Below are 20,837 nucleotides of genomic sequence, written 5' to 3' on the forward strand. Positions count from 1 at the left end.
ATTAAAGGCTTTATCTACAGCATATACTTTATAATAATAGGAAGTTGATGAGGCTAAAGAGCTGTCCGTAAAAGTAGTTCCAGTTCCAATATATACAACCGTTCCAACTAAAGACCCTGTACCGTTAGTAATTGTATTTCCCAATGCATAAATACCATTCACATTAGGGTCGTTATCGGCATTAGGATTCGAAGAATAACGCACCACCACATATCCTCCTCCGTCAACTCCGCTAGAGGCTTCAGTTGTTGGCGAAGTAATAACAGCTGGCTGAGTCCAATTCAAAACTAAACCTGAAGCTGTTACATTAACAATGTTAGCAGAGGCTGGTGCATTTGGTGCTATAATATCCTCTGCTGTTCCATCATAAACTACAATATCATCAACATCAACAGAAACAACTCCTCCCGCAACTGATTTTAAATACAAGGCTAATTGCGTGTTAGAAGTACCAAGATTAATTGGTGCAGCAACTGCCTTACTGTATTTGGTATAGGAAGTACTTGTTGGAACTAAAACTGTTGCCCCATATACTTGTGTAGTTGCAGCCGCACCATCCGTATAAATGTATCCTCCCTTAATTTGCAGGTTATTAGAAGTTTGAGTCACTCCAGGTGTTGGCTTATAATAGAAGGTAACCCATTTAGCAACATTGGTGGTTGCACTAGCACCAAAAGTACTTCTACTATAGCCACTTTGATTGGTAGCAGGAGTCGTAGCATTTAATGTCTGGGTTAAATAGGTATTTCCGGACCTTGGGGCGGAAGTGTTAAAAACACCTACAACAGTTGGTACATTTGAAGCCGTACTTGATCTCCAAATATTGTTAATGGCTGATTGGGTGGTCGTTCCCAAAACACCCGATTGTCCCTCAAAGCCTCCATCATGATAAGGTTGTTCAGCTATTACTTGCTTTGACAATACACATACGGGGATAGTTACTGCTGAGGAAACTCTGGAACTCTCACAGCTATTTAAAGTTTGCGATACATAATACGTTCTTGCTGTTAATGCAGTTGATGTGGCTAATGCACTTCCGCCAGTAGATGCTGTATACCATTTTAAATCTGTACCTGTTGCTGTTAAGTTAGCCACAGTGCCCGAATTACAAATAACTTGCGCACTTGCCGTTGGCGCTGCGGTAGTAGTAAGAGTGACCGCAACCGAAGTTCTGGAACTCTCACAACTGTTTAAAGTTTGTGATACAAAATAAGTTCCTGCGGTCAGAGATGAATCGGTTAATAATACAGTTCCGCCTGTTAAGACTGTATACCATTTCAAAGCCGTTCCTGTAGCTTGTAAATTGGCGACAGTGGCTGAACCACATAAAGATTGGGCACTTGCTACCGGGGCATTGGTGTTATTGATAGTTACTAATACTGATTTTCTTGCACTTTCTAAGCCATTAACAGTTTGTGTAACATAGTAGGTTCCACTTGCTAATGCTGTGGATGTAGCTAATACACTTCCACCTGATGCCACAGCATACCATTTTACTAAATTTCCAGTTGCCGTTAAATTAGCAACTGTTCCTGATATACAAAAAGTTTGGTCACTTACCACTGGTAAAGCAGTAAATTGCCCGATAGCTTCTGGACTTGTATTTCCGTTTAAAACGTAAGTTGTAATAACATTTCCACTCGATAATAACACCCCTGATGTAATAGGCCCATAAGCTCCTCCTGCTCCGGCTTCTGCGGATACAATTGTATTATCCGGGAATTGTACCGTTACTGTAGTTCCAATAACAACTATACCACTTACCGAAACTGTTCCATCAGTATTTGCGGTAAGCACTGCTGTCGGAGGTATAATTTCTGAAATACTAATGTCAGAGAAACGCATAGAATCATCTCTTAATTTACCCGAATCCAATAAACTTCTGTAAATTCCCCATTTAGGACGTATAAAACTATTGTCTACTTTTCCGGTAGTCGCAGGATCTGTAGCTGAAGTCCTAATAGTTTGAATAGCATTCGAACTGTACGAAAGTATCGTTGTTCCATCACTTACTTTTTTAATAGTAATAGCATAAGTACCTGCTGTTCCTGTACCAATTTTTATAGTTTCTACCGCTTCTACCCATGTGTTTTCAAATAAAGATAGATTGACTTCTGCTTTAGTATCTGTTGAAGTAGTTGCATCTTGCGTATAAATAAGTTGTAAAGTATTAGGGGTTCCATAACGAGGGGTTAGGGTAAAAAGAGGACTGCTGTCATCTCCATCTACTGCTTTAATCTGATGTATGTGTGTGAAATTATTGGAAGGTTGGAAACCAGTTGGCACTTTAAACCTCCATTTATAGGTAACTGTTTCTCCTAAAGTCCCTTTTAAATTATCTGTTGATCCGCCATAGGTTTTTATTTCAACACGCTGACGATCTAATCCACCGGTAATATCATTATCTTCAGCTAGATGGGAATAAAATTCGAATACATATTTGCCTAAATCAGCATCCATAACTTCAGCGATGTGTCGTCCAAATGCAGGGTGGGTTCCAATTACAGTTCCATCAATCATATCTGGTGCTTCTACCGCAGCGACTCCTTGACAAGGTGCTAAAACGCTAGTGATTAATTCATAAGTATTTCCAGGGCCATCTGCATTTAAAATAGGCATTGAAGCTGGAGTATAAATAACAACAGAAACAGCTGTTCTAGAACTTTCGCATGTGCTTACGGTCTGGGAAACATAATAAGTAGTTGTTGATAAAACAGTACTAGAGGCTAATTGACTTCCGCCACTAGCAGCAGCATACCATTTTAACGATGTACCTGTAGCTGTTAAATCCGAAACCGTACTTCCGGTACATAACAACAATGAAGATGCCGTTGGAGCTGGCGAAGTAACTGTTACTGCAACTGTCTTTCTGGTACTTTCACATCCATTTAATGTTTGTGATACATAATAATTTCCAGTTGTCAAGGCAGTAGTAGTGTCCAAAGCACTTCCTCCTGTTAAGGCTGAGTACCATTGCAAAGCAGTTCCTGTATAACCAGTTAAACTAGCAACCGTTGCCGCTCCACATATCGTTTTTGTCGCTAAGCCTGTTGGAACTGCCGTGGTAATTACAGTTAAAGCAACTACATTTGAATCAACACTTCCTATTGTATTTGTAAAAACAGCCTTGTATTGATAATTATTAATTGTTGATGAAGATCCTGTTAAAACAAGGGTTTCGGTTGTAAAACCGCTGTAAGTTGTAGCTGCATCTATGTTGGCCGTTATATTTGTCCATGTTGTTCCGCTATTGGCGCTTCTTTGCCACTGTACTGTTGTAGGTGACAAGCTTGATGTTGATGAGGCCGTAAAAGTAGTATTACTTCCAGAACATATACTTGCTGCGCTTGGCTGGGTAGAAACTGCAATAGAAGGTCCTCCTAAATAGTTAGGGCCTGCATCAGTGACTGCTAAAGGACGATTTGAGGTAGTTGCAGTAGAATATTCATCAGCACCTACATCTTTAACACCAACCCTTGCTTGTCCGCTAATATCAGATATTAATGTTGGGTCATCATCAATATTCGCTAAGTCTAAAATAGAAGGATAACTTGAACTGGCAGCGTTAATAGCTGGACTATTTGATGGCAATCCATAAAACCCTTCTGAATTAAGTGTTAGAAGTGGATCTACATTAGTCATTCCAGTAGCTATAGTAATTCCCGTTGTTCCACTACGGATATTTCCTGCCCAAGTAGTCCCCGCATTTGCATTGGTGAAAATAGAACCAGAACTCTTTTTAAAAATATTATTTGCCCAAGTATTATTGGTAGCACCGGTTCCGCCTAAATCTATATTGCCACATTCAACAAAAGTATTATGAATGAAGTTTACGTTATTAAGCACAACAGGATACGTTGTGTTATCATAAGTAAAGGTCACCGCATCGGCAGTACTGCCTATACCCGAGTTATAAAAATAATTATTATAGCAATAAATATTACTAGCTTCTTTTACTCTAATCCCTCCCGCATTGATAAAGAAATTACCATAGGCAACATTATTGTCCCCATTTCTAAAAACCAACATGGCATTTTGCTGATTGGTGAACGTACAAAAGCGAATGAGGTTTTCTCCACATTTCACAGACACGGTCTCGCCGTCTCCAAGCCCAGTATTATTAAAATAACAATTTTCTACAATAGTTCTGGATACATTAGCTCTTTCCGCGCCTAAACCTATTCGTATAGGTTCATTTCCATTATCTCCACCTATTCCGTAATAGTTTTGAAAAGAACAATATCTTATTTTGTGATACCCGGGAACTGTCGGTGAAGTAGAGATTTGTATCGTGCACCCAATGGCTGCGGCAGCTGGTTTTTTCTCTAAGTTACAAAATGTAATTTCATTGTATTGGGTGCCGTCATTAATTTGAATATATTTTGAAGCATAATAGTCACTAAAATTCAATTGCGTTACAACATTATGACTGCCAGTTATTCTTAAAACTGTTCCTGCGCCAATATCACCCGACGTAAATTGAAAGCCGCTAAATACAATATAATTTCCAGATATGGTTATATCGTTAGTTCCGTTCAAGAACACGCCGCCAGAAGTAGCTGCTTTCACTGTAATATTACTCTTGCTGATTGACAATGTATTGTTGAGATACGTGCCATTGGCAAGAATAAGAACATCCCCAGCATTTGCATTATTTATTGCAGTTTGCAAGGCAGTAACGCTACTAACATTTATCGTAGAGGCATTTATGTTAACCGCAATTAATAGAGTCATCGCTAGAGTAAATAGCGAAAGTAATGACATCGAAGAAGAAATTCTTTTTGATGGTTGATTGTGGTTCATTTTTATAGATTTTGTAGGTTTAAATTAAAGTAAACTAATTATTAACAAAAATAATACACAACTAGTATTCAATAATCCGTAAAAGGGTATAAAATTGTCCAGTTTTTTTAAGCATACCTTCATAAACAAACAAGTTAAACAGTAACCTAACAATACTAACGTTCACATATAGAAATGAGCATTTTTTAATTACTAAAGAAATTTCAAAAACATCTGATGAAATTCTTTATCAAATAAGTAACTGTTACGAATTTTAGTGATTTAAAAACAGCCTTTAAAATAAGAGGGAGTTGTAAAATCAGTTCTGATTTATATCCGAACTATTTTAAATTATTTTAGAGCTGTACTTTTTTTTTATTTATTACACATCAACAACATATGGCATTATATTCTTATTCCATTCTTCAGAATAAAACACCCTTTCAAGGTTACATTTTTTTATTTAAAAAAATAAAAATACGTATTTAATTAAGTAAAAATACTTATATTTGTGATTTAGTACTTAATTAACGGATTATGATTAAAGTTATAATTGTCGGAAACGGCATGGTAGGATATAAATTTTGCGAAAAATTTATCTCAAAATCTGGACATGAAAACTATCAGATTACAGTTTTTGGAGAAGAACCAAGAAGAGCTTATGACCGTGTACATTTAAGTGAATACTTTGGCGGTAAGTCTGCTGATGATTTATCTATGAGTGCTTTATCATGGTATGAAGAAAATAATATTTTACTCAACACCTCAGAATTAGTGGTAGGTTTGGATAAAGAAAATAAAACCATCACAACTCATTTAGGCAATACACTTTCGTACGACTACTTAGTTTTGGCGACGGGTTCGTCTGCTTTTGTACCACCAATTAAAGGATCGGATAAAGAAGGGGTTTTTGTTTACAGAACCATCGAAGATCTTGATGCCATGATGGCGTATGCCAAAAAAATTAAAAAAAATGGCGCTACAGAAGCTGCGGTTTTAGGTGGTGGACTACTCGGTCTTGAAGCAGCAAATGCAGTTTTAGGAATGGGTCTTAATGCACATGTTGTGGAATTTGCGCCAAAATTGATGCCGAGACAACTAGACCAAGCCGCAAGTAATATGTTGCAAGCCAAAATCGAAGAACTCAATATAGGCATTCACCTTAATAAAGCCACTCAATATATTGATGGCGATAAGGCAATTACAGGAATGATGTTTGCCAACGATGAATTGCTAAAAGTTGACATGCTTGTTATATCTGCAGGAATAAAACCTCGTGACGAACTAGGACGAGTAGCTGGTTTAGAAGTGGGTGAACGCGGCGGTATTGTAGTTAATAATAGAATGCAAACCTCTGACAATCATATTTATGCCATTGGAGAAGTAGCACTTTATAACAGTATGATTTATGGTCTTGTTGCTCCAGGTTACGAAATGGCCGATGTCGCTGCAGAGCAAATCTTAAACGGCGACAAAACCATGAGAGAAACTATCGATATGTCGACCCAACTCAAATTGATTGGTGTTGAAGTAGCTAGTTTTGGAGATCCTTTTATAGAAAACCATTCAGTTACTGCCATTGTTTATGAAAATAAATTCAGCGGCATTTATAAAAGAATCAATGTTACCAAAGATGGCAAAACACTTTTAGGTGGAATTTTAGTTGGTGATTCAAGCGATTATAATACGCTATTCCAAATTTATAGTAACGCCATGGCATTGCCTAAAAACCCAGAAGACTTAATATTAGGGTCAAGAGGTGGAGAGTCTACCACGATGGGAGCAAATGATTTGCCTGATTCTGCGGTGATTTGTTCTTGCGAAAATATTACAAAAGGAGCATTATGTTGTTCAATAACTGACGGAACTTGCGAAACCTTGACAGATGTGGTTAAATTGACCAAAGCCACTACAGGTTGTGGTGGTTGCAAACCAATGGTGGTTGATATTGTAAAAGCGACCCAAAAATCATTAGGCAAAGAAGTAAAAGAAGTCATTTGTGAGCATTTTGGGTATAACAGACAAGAATTATTTGACATTATAAAAATAAATAAATTCACAAATCATAATGAAGTATTAGGTGTTGTTGGAAAAGGGGATGGTTGCGAGGTGTGCAAACCTGTTTTATCCTCTATTTTCTCCAGTATTTATAATGATACCGCCAACAAACACATCACGGCACAAGATTCAAATGATCGTTTCTTGGCTAATATTCAGCGCAACGGAACCTACTCTGTTGTGCCGAGAATGGCGGGTGGCGAAGTTACAGCCGAGAAATTAATTGTAGTAGGTCAAGTGGCTCAAAAATACAATTTGTACACCAAAATAACCGGGGCGCAAAGAGTCGATTTATTTGGAGCAGAATTGAATGATTTGCCCTCGATTTGGAAAACCCTTATCGACAATGGTTTCGAAAGTGGGCATGCCTATGGAAAATCATTGAGAGCTGTAAAAAGCTGCGTTGGAAACGCTTGGTGTCGTTACGGAATGGATGACAGTACCACGTTTGCCATCGAACTCGAAGACCGTTACAAAGGGATTCGTTCTCCTCACAAATTAAAAGGGGGTGTTTCGGCTTGTATTCGAGAATGTGCCGAAGCTAGAGGAAAAGATTTTGGCGTAATTGCTGTTGAAGGGGGTTGGAATTTATACATCTGCGGTAATGGTGGAGCTAATCCTAAACATGCAGTTTTATTAGCCGAGCAAATAGATAAAGAAACTGTTCTCAAATACATGGATCGCTTTTTAATGTTTTATATACGAACTGCTGGACCATTAGTAAGAACGGCAACTTGGTTAGAAAAATTAGATGGCGGTTTAGAATATCTTAAAGAGGTAATTATTAATGATAGTTTAGGCATTGTTAAAACATTGGAAGAAGAAATGCAAGCCTTAGTAGATACATTTGAATGTGAATGGAAACAAGTAATTGAAAATCCTGAATTGATGAAACGTTTTAATCACTTCACTAATTCGGATGACAGAGACGATACATTAGAATACACACCAATAAGAGAACAAAAAATGCCGAGATCTTGGTAAAAAAGTTTAAGTTTGATTTTTAATCAAAATAGATAACCATGAAAAATTTAAAATTAGTTTTAGCTTTTATAGTGCTTTTTTCAGTTACAGGTTGTATAACTACTGTGCCAATTAGTCAAGAATTTTATAAAGGAACAAAAGTTGGTGTTATTATACAAATGAATAATGATCCATCGGTAATCAGAGCGCAAACAAACGGGATAACCAGAATAATAACAGAATCTGATAATAAATTTCATATTGGACTATCAGAAATAAAATCAAACTTCAATTTTAAGGAGTCTTTAAAAAAAGAAATATCAAATACACTTTCAAGTAAAAATAAATCATTTGAAATAATATCAGAAAATTTCAATGATGCTAGTTTAACAAAATTTGAAGCACCTAATTTAGAAATTGAATATCCAGAATTAGATTTTAGATTCATGAAGGGAAAATACAATGTTGATGAAATATTGTTTATTAAAGTTCATAATTATGGTTTGTTACTAATCTATTCAGGAGTGCTTTTAGCTACAAAAAAAGGGCATACCTTAATTGATACTCAAATTATTGACTTAAAAGATAATTCCCTTCTACAACAAAAACGATTTGAAACAAATACAAAAATAAAGGGCAGTTGGAAAGGTGAAGGAGACTATAAGAATTTACAAACTTCAATTCAGAAAACAATTGATAAATCTGTTCTGAAAATAAAACAAAAGCTACAATAATTTACTTGAGTCTTTACAATATACAATCTATGGAAGAAATATTAAATCAATACGAAACTGTAAACTTAGAAGAAGTAAAAGTTTGGTACAATGCCGGAAAAACATCTGATTTCCCTAGTAATGGTGGAGGTTGCATCAAATACAAAAACAAGCAAATAGCAGTAATTCAATTTGACCGTAGAAATGAATGGTATGCGTGCCAAAACTTATGCCCTCACAAAATGGAAATGGTATTGTCAAGGGGAATGATTGGTTCTATGGATGACATTCCTAAAATAGCCTGTCCACTTCATAAAAAAACTTTTTCATTGATAGATGGTTCAAATTTGAGTGGCGATGATTTAAAAATAGCAACCTATCCCGTAAAAGTTGAGGGTAATGAAGTATTCATTGGCTTTTTAGAATAATTATGTATATTTGAAAATATTCTTTTTAAATGACAACAACACCTTTCCATAAAGCAATGGCTTGGATAGATGCCGAAAACGCACAAGATCCAAACCAAGAAACATTCCAATCACAAAGTTATTCTAAGGAATTATTATACTCTAATAGAATGTTTGAAAGACTCTTGAATTTTGAGCCAAATGCTTCTCAAGAGATACAAATTGCTGCAAAAGCGCAACATATTTGCCGCTGGAAAATCACACGAGAGTCCTACCCTATGGATCGTGTTGGATACTTAAAATGGCGAGAAGATTTAAAAAAATTTCACGCAAAAACTACCGCATCAATTTTAGAAAAAGCAGGCTATTCTGAACCATTTATTGCTAGGGTTTCTTTTTTAATAGAAAAAAAACTGCTCAAAAAAGACGCCGAAACCCAACTTCTTGAAGATGTGATTTGTTTAGTTTTTTTAGAATATTATTTAAATCCTTTTGTTCAAAAACACGACAAAGAAAAGCTTAAAAATATTATTCTAAAAACTTGGAATAAAATGTCTGAAAATGGACATACTGAAGCCTTGAAAATAAAATATAGCTATGAAAATCTTGAATTAATTAAAGAATCACTTGGTTTATAATTCAAAATAGCTATGGAAAACAATGACAACCCATATGTTGAAAAAGTTTCCTTTAAAAATCTTAGAAGACTATATATTTTTGCATTATTGACCATTGCATTAACAGTTTTGCTAAGTCAATTAATCATTCAATACAATCTAAATAGTCAATTGAGTGATTCTAGAATAATCAATTCTTCTGGAAAACAAAGATTTCTAAGTCAGAAATTAACAAAAGAAATTTTGATATTAAATTTCGTGACCAAAACTGAAGATAACACTCCACAAATTAATAAAATTAACAAGATCATTGACCTTTGGAAATCTAACCAATACGCTTTAGAAAACGGAAACGACAGTCTTGGTTTTCCAAAAGAAAAAAGCAAAGAAATTTCAAATTTATACAAGTCAATCAATCCTAATTTTAATACCATTTTAAAAATTGCTACTCAATTTTTGAATAATAAACAAATGAATATCAACGACGATGAAAATCAAGAATTGGTTCATACTATTTTAGTCAATTCAGCTATTTTTCTGGATAAAATGGATAAAATTGTTGGGCAGTATGATAAAGAAGCACTCCAAAAAGTACGATTTCAAAGTGAAACAGAATATGCCATTTTAATATTCACTTTATTAGTTTTATTATTAGAATTTCTATTCATTTTTAGACCAACAAACAAAAAAGTAGAAATGCTTTTTGCTTCGCTTTTATCATCAGAAAAGAAAGCATTAAAATTAGCACGTGACACCGAAATAATTAGCGAGATAAAAGAAAACTCCGTCAAAGAGTTGAAATCGTTGAATTATGCTATGGAAAACACCCTGCTCTATTGTCGAGTAGCTCCAGATGGAAGCATGATTCATATGGGTGAAAAATTTTCAAAACTACTACAATACAACCCATTCCTTAATGATAAAATATTTTCTCACGCATTAACTCCCATTGAAAAAGAACAAATAGTAATAGAGCGTATTTTTATTGAAAAGCAACGTATGGGCTGGCATGGAGAGCTTAACATCACGGGTAGAAACGGAAATTCAATTTGGCTAGACTTATCTATGGTACCTGTTACTATCAAAAAAGATGAATCTGAATTGTTAATCATCTGTTTCGATATCACTGAGCGAAAAAATGCTGAAAAAGAGGTAGAACGCTTGAATATTGAAAATATCGATGATAAAATAAATCAACAAAAAGTGATTTCTAGCAAAATTGTAGAAAATCAAGAAAACGAACAAAACCGAATAGCAAAAGAAATTCATGATGGCATTGGTCAAATGCTTACTGGATTAAAATTTAGCCTTGAAAGCATTAATTTAGAAGACAAAGAAAAATCGGCTCAAAAGATAGAATATTTAAAAATACTGGCTTTAGACATCATAAAAGGAGTTCGTACAGCAACATTTAATTTGATGCCTCCGGAATTAAGTGACCACGGAATTGTATCTGCTTTAGGAAAACTGGCACTTGAGTTATCAAAATTAACTGGAAAAAATGTACTTTTTTACAATAAAACTGATTTTAATTTTCGTTTAGATTCTTTAATAGAAGTCAACATTTACCGACTAACACAAGAAGCAATTAATAACGCAATTAAATATGCTAATTCTACTCATATTATAGTACAATTATCTCACAGCGATAAGCTTTTAAGCATTACCATAGACGACAATGGAAAAGGCTTTGATATTGACAAAGCTGAGAAAAAAAGGAATAGCGAATCTGGAATGGGATTACTTTTTATGAAAGAAAGAATACAGTATATTAATGGTCGTGTTTTTATAAATTCTATTCCTGATGAAGGAACTCGAATTACATTTAATATTCCTATTGAATAAAATGAATAAACTTCAATTCAAAAATATTATAGGATTGAAGTTTGATAATCTAAATTAAAATTACGTATATTAGCATTACTATTAGGTCTATTTACGTAATAGATGAATCTAAAATTAAGTATACTATTATGAGTAATACTATTCGAGTTGTGCTAGCGGATGATCATGTATTTGTTAGAGATGGCATCAAATTTTTACTAGAGAACGAATTCAACATAGAAGTTGTAGGCGAAGCTGTTGACGGGCAAGATGCTTTGAAAGTTGTCAACGATTTAAACCCTGATTTATTAATTTTAGATATTCGTATGCCAAAATTAACTGGTATTGAGGTTGTTGAAAAACTAAGAGGTGAAGGAAAATTACTTAAAATCGTAATGCTTTCTATGCATGAATCTGAAGAATATGTATTAAAATCAATTAAAGCTGGTGCTGACGGATATTTATTAAAAGGTTCTAGCAAAGAAGAATTTCTTAAGGCTCTCCATACCGTTGCCAATGGTGGCAAATATTTTAGTGGTGATATATCCTCAATATTAATTAGTCAACTTAGCAATCCAAATAATGCTATTTTTGAATCCAAAAAAGTAATTGATGAAGAACTCCTTATCACTAAAAGAGAGAAAGAAATTCTCACTCTTTTATTAGCCGGCAAAGGCAATAAAGAAATTGCAGATACCTTAGATATCAGCAAAAGAACAGCAGAGGTACATCGCTTTAATTTAATGAAAAAATTAAAAGTGAAAAACCTTATGGAATTATCTAATAAAGCTACGGAATTCTCCTTATTGTAGTGTTATCCCAAGATACGTAAAATCAAACTATTTAAAATCAAATACTTATGAAAAATAAGTATAAATACGTATTTTTTATTTCAAAACTGCTAAAACGCAGGTTTTCAATTGATTTTTGTTGTTAATTTTGTCATTATAAAAACATTTATCATGGAAAATAACAACTCTTTAAAACAATCACACCAAATTTTATTGCTTAATACCCTAGCCTTTACAGTATGTTTTGCCTGTTGGACATTAAATGGTGTTTTAGTGACTTTTTTGGTTGATAACGGAATATTTAATTGGACCGTTATACAGGTGGGTTGGCTTTTAGGAATCCCCATATTAACAGGTTCGATTATGCGTTTGCCAATAGGAATTTTAACCGATAAATACGGAGGTAAATACGTGTTTTCTACATTATTACTCCTCTGCTCTATTCCTTTATTTTTGTTAGCTTTAGCAGATAGCTTTATTATATTTGCGATTTTAAGTTTCTTTTTTGGCATGGTCGGAACTAGTTTTGCAGTAGGGATTGGTTATACCTCAATTTGGTATCCGAAAGAATGGCAAGGTAGAGCTTTAGGAATTTTCGGAATGGGAAATGCGGGAGCTGCCATTACTACTTTCGTGGCTCCTTCTTTACTCAATCATTTTTCTATTGAAGACCCGCAAAACGGATGGAAAATTTTACCTGTAATTTATGGCATTACCCTTTTAATCATTGGATTATTGTTTTTGATTTTTGCAAAAAATAAAAAAATAGAAAATCACAATAAAACAGTATATCAAATGTTAGGGTCCTTAAAGAGTGTTCGTGTTTGGCGCTTTGGCGCATACTACTTCTTGGTGTTTGGATGTTTTGTGGCTTACTCCCAGTGGTTATTGCCTAATTTTATGTCTGTTTATCAAACAAGTCTTGTGATGGGGGGAATGTTTGCAACGATGTTTAGTTTACCATCGGGAGTAATTCGCGCTTTTGGTGGGTACTTATCCGATAAATTTGGAGCAAGAAAAGTAATGTATTGGGTATTAAGCTCTTCTGTTATTCTTAGTGCATTATTAATGATTCCTAAAATGGATATTACCACAACCGGACCAGGAGTTTTGGCAACAAAAAAAGGAACAATTACTAGGGTTTCTGACACTAATGTAACTATAGACAGTAAAGATATTTCTTTAAATAAGAAAATAGAAAAAACAATCGAAAATTCAATTTTTCCAACTAAAAACTCTTGGCAGGAAGTCGTTGTGAAAGAAAATCAAGTAGTAAAGAAAAAGGAATTACTGGCTAAAGGGATTACTGCAATTCATTTTGATGCCAATATGTGGGTGTATCTCATTTTAGTCATCCTAATAGGTATTTCATGGGGAATTGGTAAGGCAGCCGTATACAAACATATTCCTGAATATTTTCCAACAGAAGTAGGTATTGTAGGCGGAATGGTTGGAATGATTGGAGGATTAGGTGGTTTTTTTGGACCTATAATCTTTGGCTACCTACTTACCTCAACAGGAATTTGGTCTAGCTCTTGGATATTTATTCTTTTATTTTCATTGGTTTGTCTGATTTGGATGCATCGCACAGTGACAAAAATAATGAACGAGAAGCAACCTCACTTAGCTAAAGTAATGGAGCGCGAGTCTTCAAAAAAATAAATTTTAAAAAAAACTGTATACCCAAACAATATAATTATAACTAATAATACTAAAGCCTTTGATTCATTTCAAGGGCTATTTTTTTTAATGTCCTCATAAATATAAAAAACATCAAATATAAAATATTCCTGATATAAAAAATAGACCTAATTATACTATAAAAAAATATTTTGTTTAACTTTTATTTATATTTATTAAACAAAATGATGTATCTTTATACTCTAATTGTAAAATAAACATAAATGGCTACAAAGAAATCAATCATAACAAGAGACATAATAGTTTCTATGTATATGAATTATAGATTAGAACATCAAGATAAGCCAAAATCTGTTTATCTTTTTGCTAAAACAAATGGTTTTGACGAATCAGAGTTCTATGCCTTTTTTGGCACAATAGAAAGTATAGAGAAAGAAGTTTTTAAAATTTTTCTTGAAAAAACTATAGCAATGATTCAAAAAGATAAAAACTATGAGACTTATGATATGAAAAGCAAAATATTAAGTTTCTATTTTACTTTTTTTGAATTGCTATCAGCAAATAGAAGTTATGTTGTAATGAGTTTAAAAGAACATCAAAACCAACTTAAAAACTTAATATTCCTTTCAAATGTTAAAGTTGGATTCAAAAACTTTATTGCTGAAATAATTACTGATGAAGTCAGAACTCAAAATGAAAGATTTCAAAATTTTCAAGAAAAAACGATTAAAGAAACAGCTTGGATACAGTTTTTGTTGACCCTTAAATTCTGGCTTGATGATGAATCTGCTCGCTTTGAAAAAACAGATATCTATATCGAAAAATCAGTTAAAGCAACTTTCGAGTTAATGAATATTGCGCCCTTAGACAGCTTAATAGATTTTGGAAAATTTATTTTCAAAGAAAAAATATACACCAAATAATGAAAACAATAGACTATATTCCTACTTCAAAAATTGAAAGAGCAAGCAAACTGGTGCAAACTGGCGCAAAAGTTGGCGTGAATTATTTAAAATATTACGGTGAAAAAATGGTTAATCCAACAATGACTCGTGATAAATTAAATGAAGACAACGCCGAAGATATTTATGACGGATTAAAAAGCTTAAAAGGAAGCGCATTGAAAGTTGCGCAAATGTTGAGCATGGACAAAAGTTTTTTACCTCAAGCTTATGTAGAGAAATTCTCCTTATCACAATTCTCAGTTCCACCACTTTCTGCACCCTTGGTTTTAAAAACTTTTAAAGCAAATTTTGGCAAAACTCCTTATGAAATATTTGACGAGTTTGATGCCTTTTCTGTTAATGCTGCTAGTATTGGACAAGTACATTTAGCAATAAAAGACAAAAAGAAACTAGCCGTAAAAATTCAATACCCTGGAGTTGCAGATAGCATATCTTCAGATTTAGCTTTGGTTAAACCAATCGCTATCAGAATGTTTAACCTTCAGGGAAAAGATTCGGACAAATATTTCAAAGAGGTCGAAGACAAATTGATTGAAGAAACCAACTATTTGTTAGAAATTAAACAAAGTCAAGAAGTAGCTGAAGCTTGTAAAAATATTGAGAACTTAATTTTTCCCAAATATTATCCTAAATACTCTTCGGACAAGATTATTACCATGGATTGGATGACTGGAATTCATCTTTCTGAGTATACTAAAAATGAGACCAACCAAGAAGTATCTAACAAAATTGGTCAAGCATTATGGGATTTTTACATGTACCAAATTCATGTTTTAAGAAAAGTACATGCTGATCCACATCCTGGAAATTTTTTAGTAAACTCAGAAAACCAACTGGTAGCATTAGATTTTGGTTGTATGAAACAAATTCCAAATGTATTCTACATCCCCTATTTTGAGTTAATTAAAAAAGAAATTATAGATAACAAACAACTTTTTAAAGAAAAACTATTTGAATTAGAAATCCTTAGAATAGATGATACTACTGAAGAAGTAGACTATTTCACTGAAATGTTTTACGATTTATTATCGCTTTTCACTAAACCGTTTCAATCCAAAAATTTCGACTTTTCTGACGAAGTGTTTTTTGAAAATATTGCCAAACTGGGCGAACGCTTTGCAAACGACACTAACCTAAGAAAAATGAATGGAAATAGAGGTTCAAAACACTTTATCTACATCAACAGAACCTTTTTTGGTTTATATAATTTGATGTTTGATCTTAAAGCAAAAATAATTGTAAATGAATATCTAAAATATTAGTAGTGAATAAAGAGCTCTCAGATATTGAAAAGGACAGAATTATTGAAATGGCTTGGGAAGATCGAACCACTTTCGATTCTATTTTGTTACAATTCGGCTTGAAAGAACAAGAAGTTATCAAATTGATGCGGATAGAAATGAAAGCTTCTAGCTTTAGAATGTGGAGAGCAAGAGTACAAGGTCGAAAAACAAAGCATGAAAAGTTGAGAGATTTTCGAGAAGGACGATTTAAATGTTCGATGCAAAGACAAATCAACAATAACAAAATAGCGAAGAGATAAAAAATAACATCAAATGAAAAATATAGTAATCGTTGGTGGCAGCAAAGGCATTGGAAGTGCGATTTTATTGCAACAATTAGAAAACAACAGAGTCTACAATTTGAGTAGAAATACGCCTAACATTACGCACGCGAATTTGCAACATTATACCATTGATATCTTACAGGATTCACTTCCTGATATCGAAAATATTGACACATTAATATATTGTCCAGGTTCAATTAACCTTAAACCTATTGGCAGTTTGAATATTGATGATTTTAGAAATGATTTTGAAATTAATGTTATCGGTGCTGTGAAAGCTATTCAAAAATATTTGCCTGTTTTAAAAAAAGGAAATAATCCTTCAATCATTTTGTTTAGTACTGTGGCGGCAAAATTAGGAATGCCATTTCACGCTAGTATTGCAACAGCAAAAGCAGGAATTGAAGGTTTGGTGAAATCGCTCGGAGCTGAATTAGCTTCGGTAGTTCGTATTAACGCCATCGCTCCTACAATTACCGAAACTACGCTTGCAGCGGGAATTTTGCGAAACGACAGAATGAAAGAAAATATGGCAGAACGCCATCCTATGAAAAATTATTTAAAACCAGAAGAAGTGGCAAGTATGGCAAATTACCTTATTTCGGAACAAGCAAAATCTATCTCGGGACAAGTATTTGAAATGGATTATGGTATAGTAACATTTAAAATATAATAAAATTTAAATAAAAAGATGATAAAAGAGAATAGAAGTTACGAAAGAATCGAACAATATGATGATGAAGTAACAGATATATTAGCAGATAATTATAGAATAATTATAGAAAATTTAGGAGAAGATATTTATAGAGAAGGTCTGGAAAAAACACCAGAAAGAGTGGCTAAATCCATGCAATTCTTGACCCATGGTTATGGATTAAATCCATTAGAAATAATGAAATCAGCGTTATTTTCAGAAGACCACAAACAAATGATTGTTGTTAAAGACATTGAAATTTATTCGATGTGTGAGCACCATATGTTACCTTTTTTTGGTAAAGCACATGTGGCATATATCCCAAATGGTAAAATTGTAGGATTGAGTAAAATACCTAGAATTGTAGATGCTTTTGCACGAAGAATGCAAGTGCAAGAAAGACTAACTGATCAAATTAAAGATTGCATTCAAGAAGCATTAAATCCACTTGGAGTAGCAGTTGTTATCGAAGCGCAACACATGTGCATGCAAATGCGTGGAATTCAAAAACAAAATTCAGTGACTACAACTTCATCATTTACAGGAGCATTTGAAAAAGACAAAACTAGAAAAGAATTTATTAGCCTTGTTTCGAATAAATTGAGTTAAAATTATTTATTTTATAAAGTAAGATCATGAAAATTCTCTTAACAGGCGCAACAGGATATATCGGTAAACGACTCTTGCCTATTTTAGTAGCTCAAGGTCACGAAGTAATTTGTTGTGTAAGAGATAAAAACAGGTTTTATTGCCCGATAGAACTGCGAAAAAACGTATCTTTAGTAGAGGTTGATTTTCTGGAACCTGAAACCATAGAAGCAATTCCAACTGATATAGAAGTTGCCTACTATTTGATACATTCTATGTCAGGTGCAGACACTAATTATGATGAATTGGAGTCCATTTCGGCAGAAAACTTTGTTAGTAGAATAAATCAAACCGCAGCAAAACAAGTCATCTATTTGAGTGGTATTGTAAATGACAGTTCGTTGTCAAAACATTTAACTTCCAGAAAAAAAGTTGAAGATATTTTAAATACTGGCAAATTTGCTACAACCACTTTGAGGGCTGGTATTATTGTTGGCTCTGGTAGTGCTTCATTCGAAATTATTCGGGATTTGGTCAACAAACTTCCTATTATGATTACCCCAAAATGGCTGAATACCAAATGTCAACCCATTGCTATAAGCGATGTTTTAGATTTTTTATTAAAATCTCTCAAAAATCCATTTCTATACAATAAAAACTTTGATATTGGGGGGCCTGATGTCATTACGTATAAGAAAATGCTTTTAGGTTTTGCAAAAGCAAAAAATTTAAAAAGATGGATTTTTACAGTTCCTATAATGACCCCAAAATTATCATCCTATTGGTTGTATTTTGTAACCTCGACTTCATACAAATTAGCATCGGCATTAGTCAGTAGTATGAAAGTTGAAGTAATATGCAAAGACAATGAAATCAATGAGTTGTTAGGCGTTAAACCAATGTCCTACGAAGAAGCTTTAACGAGGGCTTTAATAAAAATAAAGGAAGATAAAGTAATCTCGAGTTGGAAAGATTCATTAGTCAGTGGACGATTTAATACCAATATTTCAGGGTTTTTAAAGGTTCCAAAAAAAGGATGTTTTATTGACCGACGAAAAAAAGAAATAAAAAACAAAGAAAATACCATTGAAAGAATTTGGTCTATTGGTGGAGAAACAGGATGGTATCATGCGGATTGGTTATGGGATTTACGTGGCTTTATTGACCATTTATTGGGTGGTGTAGGTTCTAGAAGAGGTAGAACTAACAAACATAATATTCATCCGGGCGATGCCCTTGATTTTTGGCGAGTTTTGTATGCTAACAAAGAGGAAGGAAAATTAGTTTTATATGCCGAAATGAAATTACCTGGCGAAGCATGGCTCGAATTTAAAATCATCAATAACATTTTGTACCAAGCCGCAACATTCAGACCCAAAGGGGTTTGGGGTAAAGTATATTGGTATAGTATTTTACCATTTCATAGTTTTATTTTTAATGGTATGTTGAAAAGATTAGTTCGGTAATTACTTCAGAATACCCGTTTTATAGGTAGCAATCGCTCGATCTCTTGCAAAAGCATGCTCAACCATAGGTTTTCCATATCCTAAATCGAATTCTGAGATCCACTTTCGAATGTAAATGCCTTTTTCGTCAAATTTTTTGAGCTGTATTTCGGGATTAAAAACCCTAAAATATGGCGCTGCATCACAACCTGTACCAGCAGCCCATTGCCAATTACCTACATTAGCAGACAATTCAAAATCTAGTAATTTTTCAGCAAAATAGGCTTCACCCCATTGCCATTGAATTAATAAATGTTTGCAAAGAAAACTAGCAACAACCATTCGCACACGATTGTGCATATAACCAGTTTCATTAAGTTGACGCATTCCAGCATCAACCATTGGATAACCAGTAGTTCCAGAACACCAGCGTTGAAAGTCTTCTTCGTTATTGCGCCATTGAATTCCATCGTAAGCCGATTTGAAATTATGAGTCACTACTTTAGGAAAGCTAAATAAAATTTGCATAAAAAACTCTCTCCAAATCAATTCACTCAAAAAAACATCGTTTTTATGAACTGCCCAATTCACTAATTTACGAATACTTACAGTGCCAAATCGTAAATGTGGCGAAAGATACGAAGTGCTGTCTATGGCGGGAAAATCTCTAGTTTCGTGATAGTTAGCAATGTTTTTTAAATTATGGGGAATCACTTTTATGACACTTTCTACAAAACCTATTTGGCCTAAAGTTGGGAAAGTGAAGTTGATTTTTTTAAAATTAGAAAACTTGTCCGTTGAAGTATATTCAGGAATTGGAGCTATTGTTTTGTATTTCTCTAACCACTTATTTTTATAAGGCGTATAAACGGTGTAAGGCAATCCATCGGCTTTTGTAATTTCTTTTTCTTCAAAAATTACTTGATCTTTAAAAGAAAAATGATCGGTTTTATTTTGAGCTAATAATTCACAAATAGTCAAATCTCTTTGTATTGCATAAGGTTCATAATCCTTATTGAAGAATACTTTTTTAATATCAAATTCTTGAAGAAGCTCTTGCCAAACGTCTTTGGTTTTTCCTTTTTTTATCAAAAGTGAACTTCCTATTTCTTGTAACTTACAGTTTATATCAGAAAGAGAATCATAAATAAAACCTACTCTAGCATCATTTTTTGGTAACTTTTCTAAAATTTCTTCATCGAAAATAAATACTGAAATAACTGGAAATTTAGAATTCAATGCATTAAAAAGTCCAACATTATCATCAAGCCTTAAATCCCTTCGAAACCAAAATATTGATATTTCTTTCTTGTTCATTATTTAGCATTAAATATTTCATCCACTTTGACACAACGATAATCAAAAATCTCTTTCAGCTTATTATTTACAACAAGAAAATTCATAATTCTACCTAGAAAACCCAACGGCAGTGCATAATGCACTAAATCTGTCATTTTCGTTCCATTTTCTGTAGCTTCAAAAAAATGCTTGTGGTGCCACAAAGCATAAGGTCCAAAGCGTTGCTCATCTATAAAGTGACTGTTTTTTTCAACAACAGTAATGACAGTCATCCAACTTAATTTTAAACCTAAAAGTGGTGATACTTTATACTGAATTATCTGTCCAGCATACATAGGTTTATTATCATAATCCGTTATTTGGAAACCCATCCCTTCGGGAGTGATTTTCTGCAAATTTTTGGGACTTGAAAAAAATGCCCAACATTCTTCAATACTCGCATTCACAATTTGTATAGTTTCTTTTTTATAAACTTTCATTTTT

The 20,837-nt window shown here is 33.6% G+C and carries 16 protein-coding genes; 13 read left to right on the forward strand and 3 right to left on the reverse strand.

Annotated elements, in window-relative coordinates; translation table 11 throughout:
• Window positions 1-4,803: chondroitinase-B domain-containing protein (locus ACKVOD_RS05945; protein ID WP_409208549.1), on the reverse strand; the 4,803-nt coding region annotated here is incomplete at its 3' end.
• A 516-nt stretch (window positions 4,804-5,319) separates the two neighbouring features.
• Here ACKVOD_RS05945 and nirB point away from each other — a divergent pair.
• The 13 genes from nirB to ACKVOD_RS06010 all read left to right on the forward strand — a co-directional run bounded on the left by nirB (window position 5,320) and on the right by ACKVOD_RS06010 (window position 19,076).
• Complete coding sequence (nirB, locus tag ACKVOD_RS05950) at window positions 5,320-7,824, forward strand: nitrite reductase large subunit NirB (RefSeq protein ID WP_409208550.1); 2,505 nt, start codon at window positions 5,320-5,322, stop codon at window positions 7,822-7,824.
• Window positions 7,825-7,862: 38 nt separating this feature from the next.
• Complete coding sequence (locus ACKVOD_RS05955) at window positions 7,863-8,537, forward strand: hypothetical protein (protein ID WP_409208551.1); 675 nt, start codon at window positions 7,863-7,865, stop codon at window positions 8,535-8,537.
• A gap of 29 nt (window positions 8,538-8,566) precedes the next feature.
• On the forward strand, window positions 8,567-8,944 hold the full coding sequence (gene nirD, locus ACKVOD_RS05960) for a nitrite reductase small subunit NirD (RefSeq protein ID WP_409208552.1): 378 nt from the start codon (window positions 8,567-8,569) through the stop codon (window positions 8,942-8,944).
• A 29-nt stretch (window positions 8,945-8,973) separates the two neighbouring features.
• Window positions 8,974-9,561, forward strand: a complete 588-nt coding sequence (locus ACKVOD_RS05965; RefSeq protein ID WP_409208553.1) for a DUF4202 domain-containing protein — start codon at window positions 8,974-8,976, stop codon at window positions 9,559-9,561.
• Between the two features lie 12 nt (window positions 9,562-9,573).
• Window positions 9,574-11,385 carry an ATP-binding protein gene (locus ACKVOD_RS05970; RefSeq protein WP_409208554.1) on the forward strand — a complete coding sequence of 604 codons (1,812 nt, stop codon included), beginning with the start codon at window positions 9,574-9,576 and terminating at the stop codon, window positions 11,383-11,385.
• Between the two features lie 128 nt (window positions 11,386-11,513).
• Entirely contained in the window at window positions 11,514-12,176 is a 663-nt protein-coding gene (locus ACKVOD_RS05975; protein ID WP_409208555.1) for a response regulator, read from the forward strand.
• 150 nt (window positions 12,177-12,326) lie between these two features.
• A complete protein-coding gene (locus tag ACKVOD_RS05980) occupies window positions 12,327-13,817 on the forward strand; it encodes an MFS transporter (protein ID WP_409208556.1) in 1,491 nt (496 codons plus the stop codon).
• A 242-nt stretch (window positions 13,818-14,059) separates the two neighbouring features.
• A complete protein-coding gene (locus ACKVOD_RS05985; protein WP_409208557.1) occupies window positions 14,060-14,719 on the forward strand; it encodes a TetR family transcriptional regulator C-terminal domain-containing protein in 660 nt (219 codons plus the stop codon).
• On the forward strand, window positions 14,719-16,023 hold the full coding sequence (locus ACKVOD_RS05990; protein WP_409208558.1) for an ABC1 kinase family protein: 1,305 nt from the start codon (window positions 14,719-14,721) through the stop codon (window positions 16,021-16,023). The genes ACKVOD_RS05985 and ACKVOD_RS05990 overlap by 1 nt, the downstream gene beginning before the upstream one ends.
• Window positions 16,024-16,025: 2 nt before the next feature.
• Window positions 16,026-16,304: a TIGR03643 family protein gene (locus ACKVOD_RS05995; RefSeq protein WP_409208559.1), complete on the forward strand. Its 279-nt coding sequence runs from the start codon at window positions 16,026-16,028 to the stop codon at window positions 16,302-16,304.
• Window positions 16,305-16,317: 13 nt separating this feature from the next.
• Window positions 16,318-17,001 (forward strand): SDR family NAD(P)-dependent oxidoreductase, encoded by a 684-nt coding sequence (locus tag ACKVOD_RS06000; protein ID WP_409208560.1) that lies wholly within the window; start codon window positions 16,318-16,320, stop codon window positions 16,999-17,001.
• An 18-nt stretch (window positions 17,002-17,019) separates the two neighbouring features.
• Complete coding sequence (gene folE, locus ACKVOD_RS06005; protein WP_409208561.1) at window positions 17,020-17,631, forward strand: GTP cyclohydrolase I FolE; 612 nt, start codon at window positions 17,020-17,022, stop codon at window positions 17,629-17,631.
• A 26-nt stretch (window positions 17,632-17,657) separates the two neighbouring features.
• Window positions 17,658-19,076 (forward strand): SDR family oxidoreductase, encoded by a 1,419-nt coding sequence (locus ACKVOD_RS06010; protein WP_409208562.1) that lies wholly within the window; start codon window positions 17,658-17,660, stop codon window positions 19,074-19,076.
• On the opposite strand, the gene ACKVOD_RS06015 is transcribed toward ACKVOD_RS06010, so the two are convergent.
• A complete protein-coding gene (locus ACKVOD_RS06015) occupies window positions 19,077-20,372 on the reverse strand; it encodes a cryptochrome/photolyase family protein (protein ID WP_409208563.1) in 1,296 nt (431 codons plus the stop codon). It lies immediately after the preceding gene.
• A complete protein-coding gene (locus ACKVOD_RS06020) occupies window positions 20,372-20,833 on the reverse strand; it encodes an SRPBCC family protein (RefSeq protein WP_409208564.1) in 462 nt (153 codons plus the stop codon). The genes ACKVOD_RS06015 and ACKVOD_RS06020 overlap by 1 nt, the downstream gene beginning before the upstream one ends.
• Window positions 20,834-20,837 lie beyond the last annotated feature (4 nt).

It is taken from the genome of Flavobacterium sp. (assembly GCF_046155325.1).
In the GTDB taxonomy this organism is placed as follows: Bacteria; Bacteroidota; Bacteroidia; order Flavobacteriales; family Flavobacteriaceae; genus Flavobacterium.

What these genes read in the sequence shown, in the direction of transcription:
- ACKVOD_RS05990 (WP_409208558.1), top strand. Translation starts at nt 14,719, where the DNA reads ATGAAAACAATAGACTATATTCCTACTTCAAAAATTGAAAGAGCAAGC.
- ACKVOD_RS05980 (WP_409208556.1), top strand. Translation starts at nt 12,327, where the DNA reads ATGGAAAATAACAACTCTTTAAAACAATCACACCAAATTTTATTGCTT.
- ACKVOD_RS05985 (WP_409208557.1), top strand. Translation starts at nt 14,060, where the DNA reads ATGGCTACAAAGAAATCAATCATAACAAGAGACATAATAGTTTCTATG.
- folE (WP_409208561.1), top strand. Translation starts at nt 17,020, where the DNA reads ATGATAAAAGAGAATAGAAGTTACGAAAGAATCGAACAATATGATGAT.
- ACKVOD_RS06010 (WP_409208562.1), top strand. Translation starts at nt 17,658, where the DNA reads ATGAAAATTCTCTTAACAGGCGCAACAGGATATATCGGTAAACGACTC.
- nirD (WP_409208552.1), top strand. Translation starts at nt 8,567, where the DNA reads ATGGAAGAAATATTAAATCAATACGAAACTGTAAACTTAGAAGAAGTA.
- ACKVOD_RS05970 (WP_409208554.1), top strand. Translation starts at nt 9,574, where the DNA reads ATGGAAAACAATGACAACCCATATGTTGAAAAAGTTTCCTTTAAAAAT.
- ACKVOD_RS06020 (WP_409208564.1), bottom strand. Translation starts at nt 20,833, where the DNA reads ATGAAAGTTTATAAAAAAGAAACTATACAAATTGTGAATGCGAGTATT.
- ACKVOD_RS05975 (WP_409208555.1), top strand. Translation starts at nt 11,514, where the DNA reads ATGAGTAATACTATTCGAGTTGTGCTAGCGGATGATCATGTATTTGTT.
- ACKVOD_RS05955 (WP_409208551.1), top strand. Translation starts at nt 7,863, where the DNA reads ATGAAAAATTTAAAATTAGTTTTAGCTTTTATAGTGCTTTTTTCAGTT.
- ACKVOD_RS05965 (WP_409208553.1), top strand. Translation starts at nt 8,974, where the DNA reads ATGACAACAACACCTTTCCATAAAGCAATGGCTTGGATAGATGCCGAA.
- ACKVOD_RS06015 (WP_409208563.1), bottom strand. Translation starts at nt 20,372, where the DNA reads ATGAACAAGAAAGAAATATCAATATTTTGGTTTCGAAGGGATTTAAGG.
- ACKVOD_RS06000 (WP_409208560.1), top strand. Translation starts at nt 16,318, where the DNA reads ATGAAAAATATAGTAATCGTTGGTGGCAGCAAAGGCATTGGAAGTGCG.
- nirB (WP_409208550.1), top strand. Translation starts at nt 5,320, where the DNA reads ATGATTAAAGTTATAATTGTCGGAAACGGCATGGTAGGATATAAATTT.